General features: G+C 68.8%; 13 protein-coding genes and 1 tRNA gene. 2 read left to right on the top strand and 12 right to left on the bottom strand.

The genetic code is table 11. The annotated features are described in order from the left end of the window. Positions 1–258: 258 nt before the first annotated feature. From ABIE65_RS16945 to secA, 6 genes are all read right to left on the bottom strand, one after another. A tRNA-Phe gene (locus ABIE65_RS16945) sits at positions 259–334 on the bottom strand. Positions 335–387: 53 nt separating this feature from the next. Beyond that, positions 388–603: a DNA gyrase inhibitor YacG gene (gene yacG, locus ABIE65_RS16940; protein ID WP_354079278.1), complete on the bottom strand. Its 216-nt coding sequence runs from the start codon at positions 601–603 to the stop codon at positions 388–390. Positions 604–719: 116 nt separating this feature from the next. Further along, positions 720–1,514: an enoyl-CoA hydratase gene (locus tag ABIE65_RS16935; protein ID WP_354079276.1), complete on the bottom strand. Its 795-nt coding sequence runs from the start codon at positions 1,512–1,514 to the stop codon at positions 720–722. 21 nt (positions 1,515–1,535) lie between these two features. Further along, on the bottom strand, positions 1,536–2,720 hold the full coding sequence (locus ABIE65_RS16930) for a CaiB/BaiF CoA transferase family protein (protein ID WP_354079274.1): 1,185 nt from the start codon (positions 2,718–2,720) through the stop codon (positions 1,536–1,538). Between the two features lie 236 nt (positions 2,721–2,956). Then, positions 2,957–4,714: an FAD-dependent oxidoreductase gene (locus ABIE65_RS16925; protein ID WP_354079272.1), complete on the bottom strand. Its 1,758-nt coding sequence runs from the start codon at positions 4,712–4,714 to the stop codon at positions 2,957–2,959. 126 nt (positions 4,715–4,840) lie between these two features. After that, positions 4,841–7,576 carry a preprotein translocase subunit SecA gene (gene secA, locus ABIE65_RS16920; protein ID WP_354079270.1) on the bottom strand — a complete coding sequence of 912 codons (2,736 nt, stop codon included), beginning with the start codon at positions 7,574–7,576 and terminating at the stop codon, positions 4,841–4,843. A gap of 281 nt (positions 7,577–7,857) precedes the next feature. On the opposite strand from secA, the gene ABIE65_RS16915 reads away from it, so the two are divergent. Next, a complete protein-coding gene (locus tag ABIE65_RS16915) occupies positions 7,858–8,712 on the top strand; it encodes a phytanoyl-CoA dioxygenase family protein (protein ID WP_354079268.1) in 855 nt (284 codons plus the stop codon). Positions 8,713–8,723: 11 nt separating this feature from the next. Here the strand turns inward: ABIE65_RS16915 and ABIE65_RS16910 are convergent, their stop codons facing one another. Next, the gene (locus ABIE65_RS16910; RefSeq protein ID WP_354079266.1) at positions 8,724–9,500 is read right to left on the bottom strand and encodes a hypothetical protein; all 777 of its coding nucleotides are present in this window, start codon (positions 9,498–9,500) and stop codon (positions 8,724–8,726) included. A 204-nt stretch (positions 9,501–9,704) separates the two neighbouring features. Here ABIE65_RS16910 and ABIE65_RS16905 point away from each other — a divergent pair, with 204 nt between their 5' ends. After that, positions 9,705–10,913 carry a CaiB/BaiF CoA transferase family protein gene (locus ABIE65_RS16905; RefSeq protein WP_354079264.1) on the top strand — a complete coding sequence of 403 codons (1,209 nt, stop codon included), beginning with the start codon at positions 9,705–9,707 and terminating at the stop codon, positions 10,911–10,913. A 244-nt stretch (positions 10,914–11,157) separates the two neighbouring features. Here ABIE65_RS16905 and ABIE65_RS16900 read toward each other — a convergent pair whose 3' ends face one another. The 5 genes from ABIE65_RS16900 to denD all read right to left on the bottom strand — a co-directional run bounded on the left by ABIE65_RS16900 (position 11,158) and on the right by denD (position 16,488). Beyond that, a complete protein-coding gene (locus tag ABIE65_RS16900) occupies positions 11,158–11,613 on the bottom strand; it encodes a hypothetical protein (RefSeq protein WP_354079262.1) in 456 nt (151 codons plus the stop codon). Between the two features lie 361 nt (positions 11,614–11,974). Then, positions 11,975–12,709: a hypothetical protein gene (locus ABIE65_RS16895; protein ID WP_354079260.1), complete on the bottom strand. Its 735-nt coding sequence runs from the start codon at positions 12,707–12,709 to the stop codon at positions 11,975–11,977. A gap of 28 nt (positions 12,710–12,737) precedes the next feature. Beyond that, entirely contained in the window at positions 12,738–14,180 is a 1,443-nt protein-coding gene (locus tag ABIE65_RS16890; RefSeq protein WP_354079258.1) for a hypothetical protein, read from the bottom strand. Between the two features lie 156 nt (positions 14,181–14,336). Then, entirely contained in the window at positions 14,337–15,380 is a 1,044-nt protein-coding gene (locus ABIE65_RS16885; RefSeq protein ID WP_354079256.1) for a sodium:calcium antiporter, read from the bottom strand. A 109-nt stretch (positions 15,381–15,489) separates the two neighbouring features. Continuing rightward, positions 15,490–16,488, bottom strand: a complete 999-nt coding sequence (denD, locus tag ABIE65_RS16880; RefSeq protein WP_354079254.1) for a D-erythronate dehydrogenase — start codon at positions 16,486–16,488, stop codon at positions 15,490–15,492. Positions 16,489–16,502 lie beyond the last annotated feature (14 nt).

The following is a 16,502-nucleotide window of genomic DNA, read 5'->3' as shown; positions in this document are numbered from 1 at the left end:
GCCGTGTCTAACTGGTCCGGTTGGAGGAACAATTAAGAGGGTGGCGGCAGTGCACGGACAGAATGTCCGGGCAGGCCGCTTTCCGAGGTAGCGGGCGCGTGCCGCGTGGGAGCGCTAGCGTGTCCGCACTGCCAACATGGCTGGCTTCTGGAGCAGGACCGTTCCGCCGTGAACGATATCGACAGAACACATCTCGCCCTCGGACGGTACACGTCTCCAGGCCACCTAAGTCGATGACTATAGGGTGAAATGAGGCGATGGTGCCCAGGGACGGATTTGAACCGCCGACACTGCGATTTTCAGTCGCATGCTCTACCAACTGAGCTACCTGGGCCCGCGCGCGAGCGACGTGCCTTATAGACAGCGTGGACGGGCTTGTCCAGACGGTCAGACGTCTCTTTCTTCATCCATGTCGATCGGCTGCTCGTTCGTCTCGTGGCGGTAGTCGCCGCGCAGCCAGTTGAGCAGGTCCTTGTTGGCGCAGTGCTTGGAACAGAAGGGCTTGAATGCCGGTTGCACCGGCTCGCCGCAGATCGGGCACGGGCGGGCGCGATTGCGCGGGCGCAGCGGCACGACATTGGGACTGGCGGCGTCTTCGTCCATGAGCGTCCAGCGTCTCGGTTTGCGGGGCTCGTAAGAATGTGCGGCTCTTATGTAGGCAGCGGGGGCGGCCGCTGGAACCGCCCCCGTGCAGGCTGTCGCCTCTCGGGCGGCGCTTCTCAGGCGCCCTTGAAGACCGGGCGGCGCTTTTCCATGAAGGCCTTGCGGCCTTCGGCATAGTCCTGGCTGTCGAAGCAGTCGCGGCCGAGCTTCTCGATCAGGGCCATGTCGCGTTCGGCGGCGTCGCGGATCACTTCGTTCACCGTAGCCTTCGAGGCGCGCATCGACAGGGGCGCGTTGTCGGCCAGCGCGCCGACATAGTCGCGCACGGTCTGCTCCAGTTCCTCCGCCGGCACGACGCGGTTGACGAGACCGATGCGCAGCGCCTCGTCGGCGGTCAGGCGGCGCGCCGAGAACAGGATGTCCTTGGCGAAGGAGGGGCCGACAAGGTTCACCAGGTCGCGGACATTGTCGAAGCTGTAGGCGATGCTGAGCCGCGCCGCCGGGATGCCGAAGATCGAGTCGGCCGAGGCGATGCGGACGTCGGCCTTCATGGCGATGCCGAGGCCGCCGCCCATGCAGAAGCCGCGGATCATGCCGATCAGCGGCTTGGTGACCGAGGAGAGCTTGCGGCGTGCGCTCTCCGACGTCTCGGCATAGGCGGCCGCCGCCTCGGCATTGGCGCGCTTCTCGGCGAACTGCGAGATGTCGGCGCCGGACACGAAGGCCTTGTCGCCCGCGCCCTTCATGACGATGGCGCGGACCTCGGGGTCCTCCTCGAAGGCGGCCAGCGCCGTCTCCAGGCCTGCCCACATCTCCAGCGACATGGCGTTGCGCCGCTCGGGATTGTTGAAGGTGATCCAGCCGGTGGCGCCGTCCTTCTCGGCCAGCATCTTGTCGGTGTCGAGCTTCATCATGGTCTCCAGCGGTCTCGTTCAGACGACCTTGCGTTGGTGCAGGGCGGCGATGGCGGCGTCATCATAGCCCAGTTCGCGCAGCACCTCGTCGGTGTGTTCGCCGAGCTCCGGGGTGGCGCTCCGGATGTCCTTGGAGAAGCCGGAAATGTTGTTGGGCTGCGCCACCAGCCGGATCTCGCCCAGCACGGGATGTGCCACCGGGCGCGCCATGCCGAGATGCTCGACCTGGGGATCGGACATGGTCTGGTCGATGCTGTAGATGGGGCCGCAGGGCACGCCCGCCTCGGTCAGCAGGTCGATCCATTCGGCGGCCGGGCGGCGTGCCGTCCATTCGGCGATGCGCGCGTTGAGCGCCCTGCGGTTCTTCGAGCGGCTCTCGCGCGACTTGTAGTCGGGATCGTCGATCAGTTCGTCGAGGCCGACGGCGCGGCAGAAGCGCTCCCACAGGACCTGGCCCGAGGCGGCGATGTTGATGTGACCGTCCGCGGTGGGGAAGACGCCCGTCGGGATGCCGGTCGGATGGTCGTTGCCGGCCTGCTGCGGCACCTCGCCGTCCATCGTCCAGCGCGTCGCTTGGAAGTCGAGCATGGCGATCTGCGCCTCGAGCAGGGAGGTGTGGACCCAGCGCCCCTTGCCGGTGACCTCGCGGTCCAGGAGGGCCACCAGGATGCCCTGGGCCAGGAAGCCGCCGGAGGTGAGGTCGGCGATCGGGATGCCGACGCGCACCGGTCCCTGGCCGGGCAGGCCGGTGATCGACATCAGGCCGCCCATGCCCTGGGCGATCTGGTCGACGCCGGGCCGGGTGGCGTAGGGGCCGTCCTGGCCGAAGCCGGAGATGCTGCCGTAGACGATGCGCGGGTTCACCTTGGCGACGGACTCGTAGTCGACGCCCAGCTTGAACTTCACGTTGGAGCGCATGTTCTCGACGATCACGTCGGCCTGCGCCGCCAGCTTCATGAAGACCGCGCGGCCCTCCTCCGACTTCAGGTCGAGGGTGATCGCCCGCTTGTTGCGGTGCAGGTTCTGGAAGTCCGAGCCGTGCCGGTTGCCGGCCGCCGCGTCCCGGTCGCCACCGGCCGGCGGCTCGATGCGCACCACCTGGGCACCCCAGTCGGCGAGATGGCGCACGCAGGTCGGGCCGGCGCGGTGCGCGGTGAGGTCGATGACCTTGAAGCGGGAAAGCGGAAGCGGGGGCTGATCCATCGGGTGCGTCTCCTGCCGCGGCGACGGCGTCTGGCGGCCGTCGAGCCGAAGGCCGGCAGTCGCCGGCCCGTCCGCGACAGGGTAACGCGGATCGCGGGAGGTGGAACAGGCGGGGGCGCACGCGGCGTTCGGACCGGCCCTCGCCCTTCGAGACGCCGCCTCTGGCGGCTCCTCAGGGAGAGGGCCTGCTGCCTAGCTTGGTCGTTGGCACCGCTACTGGGCGGACGGCCGCCGTCTCAGGAGACCATACCGAGTTCGCGGGCCTTGATCTGCAATGCCAGCACCTTGGAGAAGATGCGGCACTGGGCGAGGCCGCCGGCGTGGAACCAGACGCCCTTCTGGCCGGTGGGTCGCCACATGCCGTGGAGTTCGCCCTCCTCGTCGAAGCCCCAGACCTTGCCGATGCGGTCGCCCACGGCGTCGCCGAGGATCCGTCGCGCCGACGCCGCCTGTCCCTCGTAGCCGGTGGCGAGCACGATGAGGTCGGCGGGAAGCGTGCTGCCGTCCTTCATGACGGCGCCGTCCGGTCCGAAGCGTTCTATGTCGTCGTACTGGACGAGGCCGATGCGGCCGTCGACGATCATCTCGGAGCAGCCGGCGTCGAAATAGTAACCGCCGCCCCGGCTCTGATACATGATCTGCCAGCCCGAGCCGTCCTCGCCTGAGGTGAGGCGGAAGCCGTGCCGCTCCAGGCCGTCGAGCATCGCCTTGTCGGCGATCCGGTTCTTCTCGGTGATCATCTGGTGCGCACGGCGATAGACCGGGAAGGGCGAGGAGACGGCGAGCAGGTCCTTGTCCTCGAACGGGATCTCCTCGTCGTAGAGGGCATAGGGCGCCTGTGCTTCCTTCAGGCTGACGACCAGGGTCGGGCTGCGCTGAACCAGGGTCACCGACGCGGCACCCGATACCGCGAGATCCTGCGCCACGTCGTGGCCGGACGTACCGGTGCCGATAACCAGCGCGCGCTTGCCCTGCCAGTCGAGGCCGCTGCCGTACCGGCCGGAATGGCGCACCGTCCCGCGGAAGTCCTTCAGGCCGGGCAGGTCCGGCATGATCGGCGTGGTGCTGACGCCGTTGGCGAAGACGATGTGGCGTGGCCGCATGCGGCGCTCGGAGCCGTCGGCGCGCTTCAGTACCGCCTCCCAGCAGCCGGCCGCCTCGTCCCAGCTGCCCGAGACCAGTTCGGTGCCGGTCCAGACGTTGAGCTCCATCGCCTCGGCATAGATCTCGAACCAGTTGGCCAGCATGTCCTTGGGGATGAACACCGGCCAGGACGGCGGGAACGGCATGTAGGGCAGGTGGTTGACGCGCGTCTCGTTGTGCAGCGTCAGGGCATGGTAGCGGCGGCGCCAGCTGTCGCCTATCCGCTCGTCCCGGTCCACCACCAGTGTGTCGACGCCGAGCAGGCCCAGCCGCGCCGCGATCGTCAGGCCGGACTGCGCCGCCCCGACCACCAGCACGGCGGGGTCGCGGTCGGCAAAGGCGCGCGCCTTGTTGCGGCGGTCGAGCCAGTTCTCGCCGCCGAAATTGCGCTTCCAGTCGACGTTCTGCCAACGCTTGCCGTTCGCCGGATCCTCATGGCCGCGGATCTCGTCCAGCCCGGTCATCAGGGTCCAGGCGCGCGTCGCGTTCCCTTCGGACACCAAGCGCACGACGCCGGTGCAGGGGCCGACGTTGGTCTCGAAAGCGAAGATGGCCTCGGTGCAGGAGGTGCCGGCGCGATGGACCCGCCGCGGCGGCGTCCGGTGCTCGGCGAGCGCCAGTCCGACGGGCGCCACCTCGGCGGACGCGGGGACGATCCGCGCCGCGATGGCGTCGGCGCCGGACGTGGTGCGCAGGTCCCAGCCGAAGGCGAGGAGGTCGCGCCAGTGACAGTCTTCGGCGAAAAGCGCGGCGACCCGCGCGGCGTCGCCCGACTCCAAGGCCGCCCTGAAGTCGCCGAGCCACGTCGTGGCGACCGTCTCCTGCGTCAGATCGGTCGGGGTACCATCCATCGCGCCGTTCCCTCTGTTTTTTCTGGTCGGTCCCATGTTGCGTGAGACGCGGCAGAATCGCCAGTGGGCGGAGGTGGTCGCTATGCCCCCGCGGTGGCCCGGGAGGCGGACGTTCCTACGCGGACATCAGGCGAAGCGGCCGTGGCACTGCTTGAACTTCTTGCCGGAGCCGCAGGGGCAGGGGGCGTTGCGCGACACCTTGCCCCAGGTCGACGGGTCCTCCGGGTCGATGTCCGCGGCAGCGGCGGCGACCATCCGCCGTGCGGCGGGGCGCGTTGCGACCGCGGTGTCGCCGTCATCCTGCGGCTGGTCGGCGAAGGCCGGGTCCTGGCGCGTTTCCCGCCAGGTAGCGTCGTCCGGCTCCTGCGGCATCACGTCCTCGGCCGGGCCCTGCTGGACCTCGACGTGGCAGAGCGTGCCGGTCACCTGCTCGCGCAGGCGCGACAGCATGGCGTCGAACAGTTCGAACGCCTCGCTCTTGTACTCGTTCAGCGGATCCTTCTGGGCATAGGCGCGCAGGCCGATGCCCTGGCGCAGATGGTCGAGCGCCAGCAGATGGTCCTTCCAGACCTGGTCGAGCAGCTGGAGCAGGACGCTCTTCTCGACGAAGCGCATCATCTCCGGGCCCCAGTTGGCCGACTTCTCGGCCATGCGGCGGTCGATGGCGCCGTTGATGCGCTCGCGGATCTCGTCGTCGGCGATGCCTTCCTCGGCCGCCCATGCGACGACGGGGAAGTCGATGCCGGTGATGCGCAGCAGCTCCTCGTGCAGGCTCGCCGCTTCCCACTGCTCCGGCAGCGCCTTTTCGGGGATGAAGCGGCCGACCAGGTTGTCGACGACCTCGCGGCGCATGTCGACGATGGTCTCGTGCACGTCGGGGGCGCGCATGATGTCGCGGCGCTGCTCGTAGACGACCTTGCGCTGGTCGTTCATCACGTCGTCGAACTTGAGCAGGTTCTTGCGGATGTCGAAGTTGCGCGCCTCGACCTTCTGCTGCGCCTTCTCCAGGGCCTTGTTGATCCAGGGATGGATGATCGCCTCGCCCTGCTTCAGGCCGAGCCGGCGCAGCATGGTGTCCATCCGCTCCGACCCGAAGATGCGCATCAGGTCGTCTTCGAGGCCGAGGTAGAATTTCGAGGCGCCGGGGTCGCCCTGGCGGCCGGAACGGCCGCGCAGCTGGTTGTCGATGCGCCGGCTCTCGTGCCGCTCGGTCGCCAGCACGAAGAGGCCGCCGGCGGCGAGCGCCGCCTTTTTCGCCTCGGCCACCTCGGCGCGGATCTCCTCGGCGCGGCGCCAGTACTCGGCCTCGTCCGTGACATCGGCGAGCTGCTGGCGGATCAGCATGTCGGCGTTGCCGCCGAGCTGGATGTCGGTGCCGCGGCCGGCCATGTTGGTGGCGATCGTCACCGCGCCGGGCCGCCCCGCCTGGGAGACGATGAACGCCTCCTGCTCGTGATAGCGGGCGTTCAGGACGTGATGGGGGATCCCGCGCGCCTTCAGCAGCTCGGACAGCCGCTCCGACTTGTCGATCGACACGGTGCCGACCAGGATCGGCTGGCCGCGTTTGTAGCACTCCTCGATCTGGTCGAGGATCGCCTCGTTCTTCTCCGCCGTCGTCCGGTAGACCTCGTCGTCATGGTCGATGCGGATGACCGGGACGTTGGTCGGGATGTCGATGACCTCGAGCTTGTAGATCTCGGCGAACTCGTTCGCCTCGGTCATCGCCGTGCCGGTCATGCCGGCCAGCTTCGGGTACATCCGGAAGTAGTTCTGGAAGGTGATCGACGCGAGCGTCTGATTCTCGGTCTGGACCTCGACGCCTTCCTTCGCCTCCAGCGCCTGGTGCAGGCCGTCGGAATAGCGCCGACCCTCCATCGCGCGGCCGGTGAACTCGTCGATGATGACGACCTTGCCGTCCTTCAGCATGTAGTCGGTGTCGCGGTGGAACAGGACGTTCGCGCGCAGCGCCTGGTTGGCGTGGTGGACGAGGCTGATGTTGTGCACGTCGTAGAGGGCGCCCTGCAGCAGGCCGCGCTCGCGCAGCATCTCTTCGACGCGCTCCTGGCCGGCGTCCGTGAGGGTGACGGCGCGGATCTTCTCGTCCTTCTCGAAGTGCTCCGGCTGGAGGTGGCGGACGAGGCCGTCGACGATCTTGTAGAGCTCGGACGAGGCCTCGGCGGCGCCGGAGATGATCAGCGGCGTGCGCGCCTCGTCGATCAGGATGGAGTCGACCTCGTCGACGATCGCGAAATTGAAGGGCCGCTGGCACATATCCTCCAGGCGGAACTTCATGTTGTCGCGCAGATAGTCGAAGCCGAACTCGTTGTTGGTGCCGTAGGTGATGTCGGCGGCGTACTGGGCGCGGCGCTGCTCGTCGGAGAGGCCGTGCAGGATGCAGCCGACCGAGAGGCCGAGGAAGGCGTAGATCTGGCCCATCCACTCGGCGTCGCGACGGGCGAGATAGTCGTTCACGGTGACGACGTGCACGCCCTTGCCCGACAGGGCGTTGAGATAGACCGGCAGCGTGCCGACCAGCGTCTTGCCCTCGCCGGTGCGCATCTCGGCGATCATGCCCTGGTGCAGCACCATGCCGCCCATCAGCTGCACGTCGAAATGCCTCTGGCCGAGGACGCGCTTGGCGGCCTCGCGCACGGTGGCGAAGGCCTCGATCATCAGGTCGTCCAGCGTCTCTCCCTTGGAGAGGCGCTCGCGGAACCAGAGGGTGCGCGCGCGCAGCTCCTCGTCGGTCAGGCCCGCGATTTCCGGCTCGAGCGCATTGATCGCTGCAACGTTCGGCTGCAGTCGTTTCACGAACCGGTCGTTCGATGAACCGAAGATGCGCTTGGCGAGGGCGCCGAGCATGCAGTTTTCCTCTGGTGGAAAGGCGCTGGGACGCGTCGGCCGGCGCGTCGAGCCGGCCTCGGGCGACGCTCCGGACAGATAAGCCGCAGGCAAGGGAGTGTCAACGAAACGCCCTGGCGCAGGCGGACGCGAAGAAGCGAGGCCGCCGGCGGATGCAGCCCCGGTTGCCGAGCCCGTTGCCGATCAGGCGCGCCCGATGCACCATCCGAGCCAAGCGCGGTCGCCACGAGAACCGCCACGAACCGCCGATCGGCCCGCCCTGTGCGGAGGGAGAACCCAGGATGAACAAGATCGCCCCGACATCCGCTGCGACACCCGCTTCGACCATCGGCGCGGCCTATGCGCGCGACGGCTTCGTCTTCCCGCTCGATATCCTGTCCGCGGACGAGGCGGCAGGCCTGCGCGCCGACCTGGAGGCCGCCGAGGATGCGGTACGGGCCGACAAGCGCAAGCTCGGAATGGTCCGGGGCTACCCCGCCCGGCTGCTGCCGTCCTTCGACGCGCTGATCCGGCATCCGAGGATGGTGGCGGCGGCGTCGGCCGTGCTGGGGCCGGACCTGATGGTCTGGGGCTCCGGCCTGTTCATCAAGGAGGCGAACACGCCGAACTATGTGAGCTGGCACCAGGACCTGACCTATTGGGGCCTGGACCAGGCGGACGAGGTCACGCTGTGGGTGGCGCTGTCGCCGGCGACGCCGGAGAGCGGCTGCATGCGCTTCGTCGCCGGCAGCCACCGGCGGAACATCGTGCCGCACGCGGACAGCTTCGCCGCCGACAACCTGCTGACGCGCGGCCAGGAGATCGCGGTCGAGGTCGACGAGCGGGACGCGGTCGACGTGGTGCTGAAGCCGGGGCAGGCGTCGCTGCACCACGGCCACCTGTTCCACGCCTCCGGCCCGAACCAGACGGGCGACCGCCGCATCGGGGCGGCCATCCGCTACATCGCGCCGTCGATGCGGGGCCGATCCGGCCCCGACACCGAGGTGGCGCTGGTCGCGGGCGAGGACCGCTTCGGCCATTTCCGCGTGGTGCCGCCGCCGACCGCGCGCCTCGACCCAGCCGATTTCGAGGCGGTCGCCGCCGACGGCGCGCGCCGCGAGCAAGTGCTGTTCGAGGGAGCGGAACGGCGGCGGTAGAGCGGGGGCGTTCAGGCGGCGCCGCAGAAGGCCTCGGGGGTGCTGATCTCCAGGACGGTCGCCGGCGCACCCTTCCGTACCACGTATTCGGAGATGCCGACCCGCGACGACGCGGCCGGATCCCAGTTGTAGGACCAGCCCATGCCAGTGAAAGGGTAGCCCCATCGCGGCTGCAGTTCGCCGTCGCCGCCCGCTTGCGTGAAGCCGGTGCGGTAGGAGGTCCAGATCTGGTTCAGCAGGAAGGTCGTCGTCTCGTGGTCGAGTTTCGCGCTCAGATCACCGGCAGTGCACTGGGCAGCGCCGACATCCGTACCGCCTGGACAGGGCCGGAACATGGCGTCCCGCGGCACCTCGAAGGTGACGACGGCGAACCGGTTCTCCGGCTTCGAAGGAGCGGGCTGCGGCGGCAGCCCGAGGATCTGTTGCAGGGCGAGCACCGCGTCCGGCTTGCCGCGGCACAGTTCGCGCAGCTGGTCCGGCAACGACACCCAGACATCTCGCTTAAGCGGATTCGGCGGGGCGCCCCACTCTGTGAACGTCCCCACCGTGACCATCTTCTGGCCGGCGGGGATCGCCCGCAGCGGTACGGAGAAGCCCGGTTCCTTCACGGCCGCGCTGCGGATCGAGCGATCGTAGTCCGCCTTCAGGACGTCCGGGGTCGTTTGTGCGGGACCCTCCGCCAGCGGCGCCGGCGTGCTGCAGGCGGCCAGCAGCAGGGCAGAGAACACAGGGATGACAACGAGGGCGGGCAGCGGCGCGCGTGCGGTGCACAAGCGGTGGAGAGGCATCGTGGCGTTCCTCCAGCTTCCTGCTGTGCCGCGATCTTGCGCCGCCGTAACACAGTATGCAAGACGCAAACGTTGTCGGCGGCCCGGCTCTGCAACCTGTGGAGCCTCCTGGCGGATGGCGGGCGAGGGTGGCATCCCCTTCGCCTGTCGCTAATATGCCTGGACATTCGGGTCCGCAGCGGACGACACGGGAGACGGTGAGCAATGGCCAGGGCGTTCGACGGCGTGCGCGTGATCGACTTTTCGCAGGTGCTGGCGGGGCCGTTCTGCGCGTTCCAGCTCGGGCTGCTGGGGGCGACCGTGATCAAGGTCGAGAACCCGCAGGGCGGCGACCAGATGCGGCGCATGATGACCGACGCGCGCTTTGCCGACATCGGCATGGCCCCGGCCTTCTGTGCGATGAACGCCGGCAAGCGGTCGATCACGCTCGACCTGAAGCATCCGCGGGCGGGCGAAGTGGTGCGCCGGCTGGTGGCGGGTGCCGACGTCGTGCTGGAGAACTTCAAGGCGGGTACCATGGACCGCGCCGGTCTGGGCTGGGAGGAACTGCGGGCGGTCAATCCGAAGCTGGTCTACTGCTCGATATCCGGCTACGGCCAGGCGGGGCCCTATGCCGGCACGGCGGCCTATGACGGAGCGATCCAGGCGGCCTCGGGCATGATGTCGGTGACCGGCCACGAGGCGACGGGGCCGACGCGCGCCGGCTTCACCGCGGTCGACCTGAGCACCGGCGTGACGGCCGCCTTCGCCGTGGCCTCGGCACTGTTCCGGCGCCAGGTGACCGGCGAGGGCCAGCGCATCGACACCTCGATGCTGGACACGGCGCTGACCATGCTGACGCCGCTGATCGCCGGGTGGCAGATCGGCGGACAGATGCCGGAACTGCTCGGCAACATGGGGCCGGCGAAGTTGCCGACGGCGGACAGTTTCCGCACCGGCGACGGCTGGCTGCTGATCACCGCCCTGACCCAGGCGCAGTTCGCCGGCATCTGCCGCACCATCGGCCGTGAGGAGCTGGCCGCCGATCCGCGCTTCGCCGACACGGCCGCGCGCCAGGCGAACGCCGCCGCGCTGAAGGCCGAGATCGAGGCGGCGCTGGCCGATGCCTCCGCCACGGAGTGGGCCGGGCGGCTGGGCCGCAACGGCGTGCCGGCGTCGGCGATCAACACGATCCCGCAGGTGCTTGACCATCCGCAGCTGGCACACCGCACGCTGATGCAGACGGTGCCGGGTGCCGCGGCCGGGGTCGACGGCGACCTGCCGATCGTCACCGCCGGCTTCGGCGCCGACACGGACGGCCCCAGGCTCGACCGCGCGCCGCCGCGCCTCGGCGAGCACACGGACGAGGTGCTGGGCGAGGCGGGCTACGACGCGGCGGAGATCGCGGCGCTGCGCGCGGCGGGGGCGGTGTGAACGGCTTCGCCTCGGCGCGTGGCGACCGCGTCCGTTCCGGCGAATTCAGGCCTATTCGAGCCAATTCGGGCCTATTCGAGCCAAGTGGGGACAGTTTCGGCCGCCCGGCGCCTATTCCGCCGCGGACGATGCCGTTTTCCGGGCCGGCGGAACGGCGCAAGTAATTGTTTTAAAAAGGGAAATTCTGTAGGCGCGGCGTCGTCGGGCGTTCGGCCGGCACCTGCCCGTTAAAAAGCTACCGCCGTCAAGCCGGACCCAATGCGGCGCGGGCGCTCCGCCTGCGCCGTGGCTCGCGCGGCAGCGCCTTCACCCCGGTCCAGCGTTTGCGGTCGGGGTCGTAGAAGATCCAGGCGAAGAAATCGTCCCGTTCCAGGCACTGGCGCACCGTGTCTTCGCCCGCCCAGCGTACGTCACCGCCGCTTTCCTGGAGCAGGGCGCCGGTGAGAAGATCCTGCCACCGATACCGATTGGACATGCCGCGCCGGGCGGTTGACATGACCTCCTGTACGAAGCGGCGCGTATCTTCGTCGCCGACCTTGAAGTAGGCGTCGACCTGGCCGCCGCTGCCGGCCACGGGGATGCGGAGATCGTGACCGTACACTTCCGCGAGCAGCGCCTGGAGTTCCGGGTTCTTCGATGCCACGATGCGCTGGTTTTCCGGCAGATGGGAGAGATCGAGGACCCCGCCGGCGGCGAGCATCGTGCGGAAACGCCTGCTCGGAAGATCTGCGTTGCGCCACCCGCAGATACCGGGCTCGAATGCGCTGCCGGGGTCGGGCAGATAGTGATCGATGGTCCTGAGCGATCCGGTCTCGGGCGGGAGCGACGTCGGTCTCACCTCACGGAACGCGGTCCGTCGACGTTCTTCGTCCCACGTCCATTCGAACGCGCGGAGAGCGGGCCAGACGTCTTCGAGGCGCCTGTAAAGGGCGTGGGCATCGACCCCAGTGACGACGAGATGGGTCGAGCGGGCGGAGATTTTCTCCCCTTCCTGATCGTACCGTGAGGTCACGAGGACGACATCGCAGGAGGCGGGGGCAGCGAACGAGGACGGGCGGAAATCACCGGCTGCGCTCCTTCCGCCGGGGCTCGCGCGGCATCGTCTTCCAGCCGATCCAGCGCCGCTGCTCCGTCGACCATCCGATCAGGGCATAGAAATCGCGCTCCTCCCTGCACCGGCGCTGCACGTCCGCGCCGGCCCAGTAGTCTGTTCCGGTCCGCTCGTCGAGGATCTCGCCGGTGATCATGTCCTGCTGTCGGTAGCGGTTGGTCATGGGGCGGCGGACGACGGCGGTGATGCGCGAAACGAACAGCCTCTGCTGCTCGTCACCGACCGGATAATAGCCGTAGATCAGTCCTTCCTGGCTTGGAAAACCGATTAGACGGTCGTGCCGGTACATCTCTCGGAGTTCGCTCTGCCTGACCGGATCCCGGCGCGTCTGTAAGGCTAAATGCTCCGGTATTCGAGACAGGTCCAAACGATGCTCCGGATCGAGCAATGTGGCGAATCGTCGATCGGGTGCGTTGACCAGGCGCAGCGGCGCGCCGTCATGGTCACGTTCGAACTGGGGAGACCAGTTCTCAGGGGGTACGTAATGTGCGACCACTCCGCAAGAAAGAAGCGATCCAGGTATATCCTCTCTTCGAACTTCTTCTTCAAGGCGTCGCTTGCCAGGAATATCCTGTACGCTGCGATAAGATCGTAAGGCGGGAAAGGCGCGCAGAAGAGAGTTGTATATTTGCAAAACATCTTCTGCGGTGACCAGGAGTTGGGTGGATCGGGATTTCTTTCTCATCTTATGCGAGGGCCATTGGCATTATGTATCAGCGGTGAAGTTTTTCGATCTCGGCGATCAGGTCGTCAAGCTTCTTGTCGACCATCGCTTTCCACTGCTCGATGTCCCATCCCTTGGATTTCGGAATGCCTATGATCCGGCCTTCTTTTGAAATATACGAGTTGTAATAAGGCTTGTGTACGTTCTCGATACTATCGAGCGCGTTTCGTTCGCGCCGTATCGGCGTGCCGTCCTTGTTTGCGGTATATACATTGAAGTCGTGGTTCACTCCATATACTTTGATCGTAAGGTCGGAGCGTCGCGATCCTGTTCTGCCACCGTGCTCTGGCCTGAAGTGGCGCTCGATTACGTCATCGCCGTTGTCCTTGCGGCCGCCATGGGTGTGTTCGTTGGGAATCCGCCCCTCATACAGTTTTTCGAAGAAGCGCCGTCTTACGTAGTCTACATCCCTCTGCTGGCCGTCCTCGCTGCCGCGGCTTTCGCGCCAGTTCGGGCCGGCATTCTCTTCGGACAGGTCGGGGAAGATCTCGATGACGGGGCGGCCGGCTTCGTCGTCGCGCAGGCGGACGTGGATCCCGGGGGCGGCCTCTTCGGCGGGGAAGCCTTCCTGCTGCGCGCGCGGGTCGAGGGCCGGGTCGGCGGGAAAGCCGGGGTTCTGGGCCGGCGGTACGGGCTCGGCCGGCGGGCCGGGGAAGAAGATGGCGCCGATGTCGGTGGGTTCGGCGCGGGGATAGCCGTCGGCCCCCGGCACCATCCGAACCAGCGGCATGCGCTCCGTCATCATCGACCCGTCGGCGCCGCGGCGGCGCACCGTGGCGTCCAGGTCGCCCGGTGCCCAGATCACCTCGCCGCCGTCGGGCAGTTCCCTGCGCAGGGGGCCGTTGCCCGGCGTCAGCAGGATCGGCGCTGCGGCGGCTGCACCGGCTGCCGCACCGGCTGCTGCTCTGGCGGCCGCGGCGGCCGCCTGCCGTGCGAAGTGTGCCGCCGTGGTCCCGGCGGCGGAGGACGCTGCGGCGGCAGCGGGCAGCGCGCCAGCGGCTTGCCGGGCGACATGCGCCGCTACGGCACCGGCCGGGGCCATCGCCGGCGTGACGGCACTGTCGGTTCGCGGATCGGCCGCCGCGCGCTCGACGGCCGGCAGGGCGGCGCGTTCGAGCAGGGAGGGGCGGGCGGTGCCGGTATCGACCGGGGCGCCGAGCCAGCGGCTGCGCGGCACGATCTCCGGACTGTCGGCGATCTCGCGGCGGCCGGCGGCGTCGAAGCGCTCGTCGCCCGGGAAGAGCAGCGCAAAGCCCCGCTCCACCGCCTCGCGGACCGCCGGATCGTTCTCGCGCCAGTAGCGCGGATCGCCCATGAGTTCCTCGAGGTCTTCCACGGTGAGCGGCGCCTGGGGAGCGCCGGGGATGAGATCGGCGAGATCGAGACTCGACGGATACGGCGTACCGCGGCGCGCCGGACGAGGGGAGGGCATGGCTTCATCTCCGATCGGGAAGGAGCGCACGAAAAAGGCCGCCTTCCAGGGAGAAGGCGGCCTCGGGACGGAGTCCGGGTCGTGCTGGAGATGGAGATGGTATTCCTATTTCAGATTGCAAGTGCCGGCGCCGCCGCGCGTGCGCCGCCTCTTCCCCTACACGCCGCCGACGATGAACTGGGTCGCGACGGCGCCGGCGTAGACGAGCAGGAGGAGGATGCTTTCGATCCCGATCTTACCCGGCCCCTCGCGCTGCCGCAGGATCAGCCCGGCGGTCAGGATGCCCGTCATCAGCAGGGCCGCGACGATCCAGAAATAGTCCTGGTCGCCGACGGCGTGGTAGAGCGAGCCGTCGCGATAGGCAACGTCCGACGCCACCAGGAAGAGCGTGTCGAAGGTGTTGCCGCCGATGATGCCGCCGATCGCCAGTTGCAGGGCGCCGCGGCGCACGGCCGCGACCGTGGTCACCAGTTCCGGCAGGGACGTGACCACCGCCGTTGCCAGCGCCCCGACCACGGTTTCCGAGATCTGCATGCGGTCGGACAGTTCCGATGCGATCTTCGCGATCGCGTAGCCGGACGTTCCCATGAGCAGCATCAGCAGCCCGAAGGTCAGGAACAGCCGGCCGGTGCTGTCCGCGCGGCTTTCCGCATCTTCGTCGTCGGGCCGATCCGGCCGCGTCTCCTTCGTCCGGGTGGGAGTCCACATCGGCGCTTTCCGGACCGTGCGGCCGGCGAGCAGGCCGGAGCCGTAGACCAGCAGGATCGCGAACGAGACCGGGTGGATGGCCCACATCGTCACCTCCGGCGTCGTCATGGCGACGAAGGGCAGGGTCAGCAGCACGATGAGGACGAGCCCTTGGAACACGTTCCCCAGGTCGGCGCCCGCATGCTCCAGGTTGATCCTGCGGTAGAACATGTCGGCCACGGCCAGGAACACCGTCTGCGCCGCAATCCCGCCGACGCTGTTGGAGAAGGCGAGCGAGGCGCGCCCGTCGAGGGCCGCGGTGATCGACACGACGGTTCCGCCGAGAGACGTCGCCGCACCGAGGAGGACGGCACCGGCGATCGCCTCGCCGAGGCCCGTCCGGTCCGCCAGCTTGTCCGCCAGCCCGGTCATCCGCAGGCCGCAGATGAAGATGACGCCGCCCGCCGCCAGGAATCCCGCGACGAGTGCCGCCGTCGGGAGGCTGCCCCACATCGCCCCGCCCTTTCGTCGTCGCTCCGATGCCCGCCATAGGCGGGCCGACCCCTCGCCAACGCGGCGGGCACGATCGGGTTCGGACGCTCCGGGTGTTACCGGCCGCGGGCTATCCGGCCGGACCGCCGCCCATCTCGTCCTCGATGAAGGCGCGCACGATCGCCTCCATGCTCTCGTCGGCGCGGAAGCCGAGGGCGAGGCCGCGGGCGGGGGCGAAGCGGGCGGGCCAGGAGGCGACGATGGCGCGGATGGCCGGGTCGGGCTGCCAGCGGATGCGGGCGGCGGGCGCGGGGCCGGCGACGGCGGTCATGGCGGCGACCATCCCGCCGACGGTGCAGGTGATGCCGGGCAGCGAGACGGCGGCGCCGATGCCCCAGTCGGCGGCGGGCACCTCGGCCGCATGCAGCAGGCCCTCGATCACGCGGCGCGGCGAGATCAGCCACATCGGCTGTTCGGGGGCCACCGGGCAGACGGCTTCCTCGCCGTTCAGCGGCTCGCGGATGATCGAGCTGGCGAAGGTCGAGGCCGCCTTGTTCGGCCGGCCGGGGCGGACGACGACGGTCGGCAGGCGCAGGGTGCGGCCGTCGACGAAGCCCTTGCGGCCATAGTCGGCGACCAGCAGTTCGCCGATCGCCTTCTGCGTGCCGTAGGAACTCTGCGGCGTGGTGATCGTGCCGTCGGCGATCACGTCGGGCATCGGCCCGCCGAACACGGCGACGGAACTGGCGAAGAGGAATCGTGGCCGGCCACCCGCTGCTTGGCCACCCGCTGCTTGGCCACCGGCGGCACGCGCCGCCTCCAGCAGGGCGCGCGTGCCGTCCAGGTTGACCCGCATGCCGAGGTCGAAGTCGGCCTCCGCCCCGGCGCTGACCACGGCGGCGAGGTGGAAGACGAAGCCGGTCTCGGGTGTCACGAGCCCCGCTGCGACGGCCGGATCGCCGACGTCGCCGGTGGTGGCGCGGACGCGCGGGTCGGCGGTCTCCACTGGTACCGCGTCGAAGACGTCGATGCGCTCGATCGTGCGGCCGTCGAGGCTGCCGCGGTCGAGCAGGGCCCGGGTCAGCTTGCGCCCAAGGAAGCCGGCGCCGCCGGTAATCAGGACGCGCATCGCCTCCTCCGAGT

Origin of the sequence: Constrictibacter sp. MBR-5, assembly GCF_040549485.1 — a bacterium.
Classification (GTDB): Bacteria; Pseudomonadota; Alphaproteobacteria; order JAJUGE01; family JAJUGE01; genus Constrictibacter.
The sequence above is the reverse complement of the archived record's forward strand: the minus strand, read 5'-3'. Positions and strand labels throughout refer to the sequence as shown.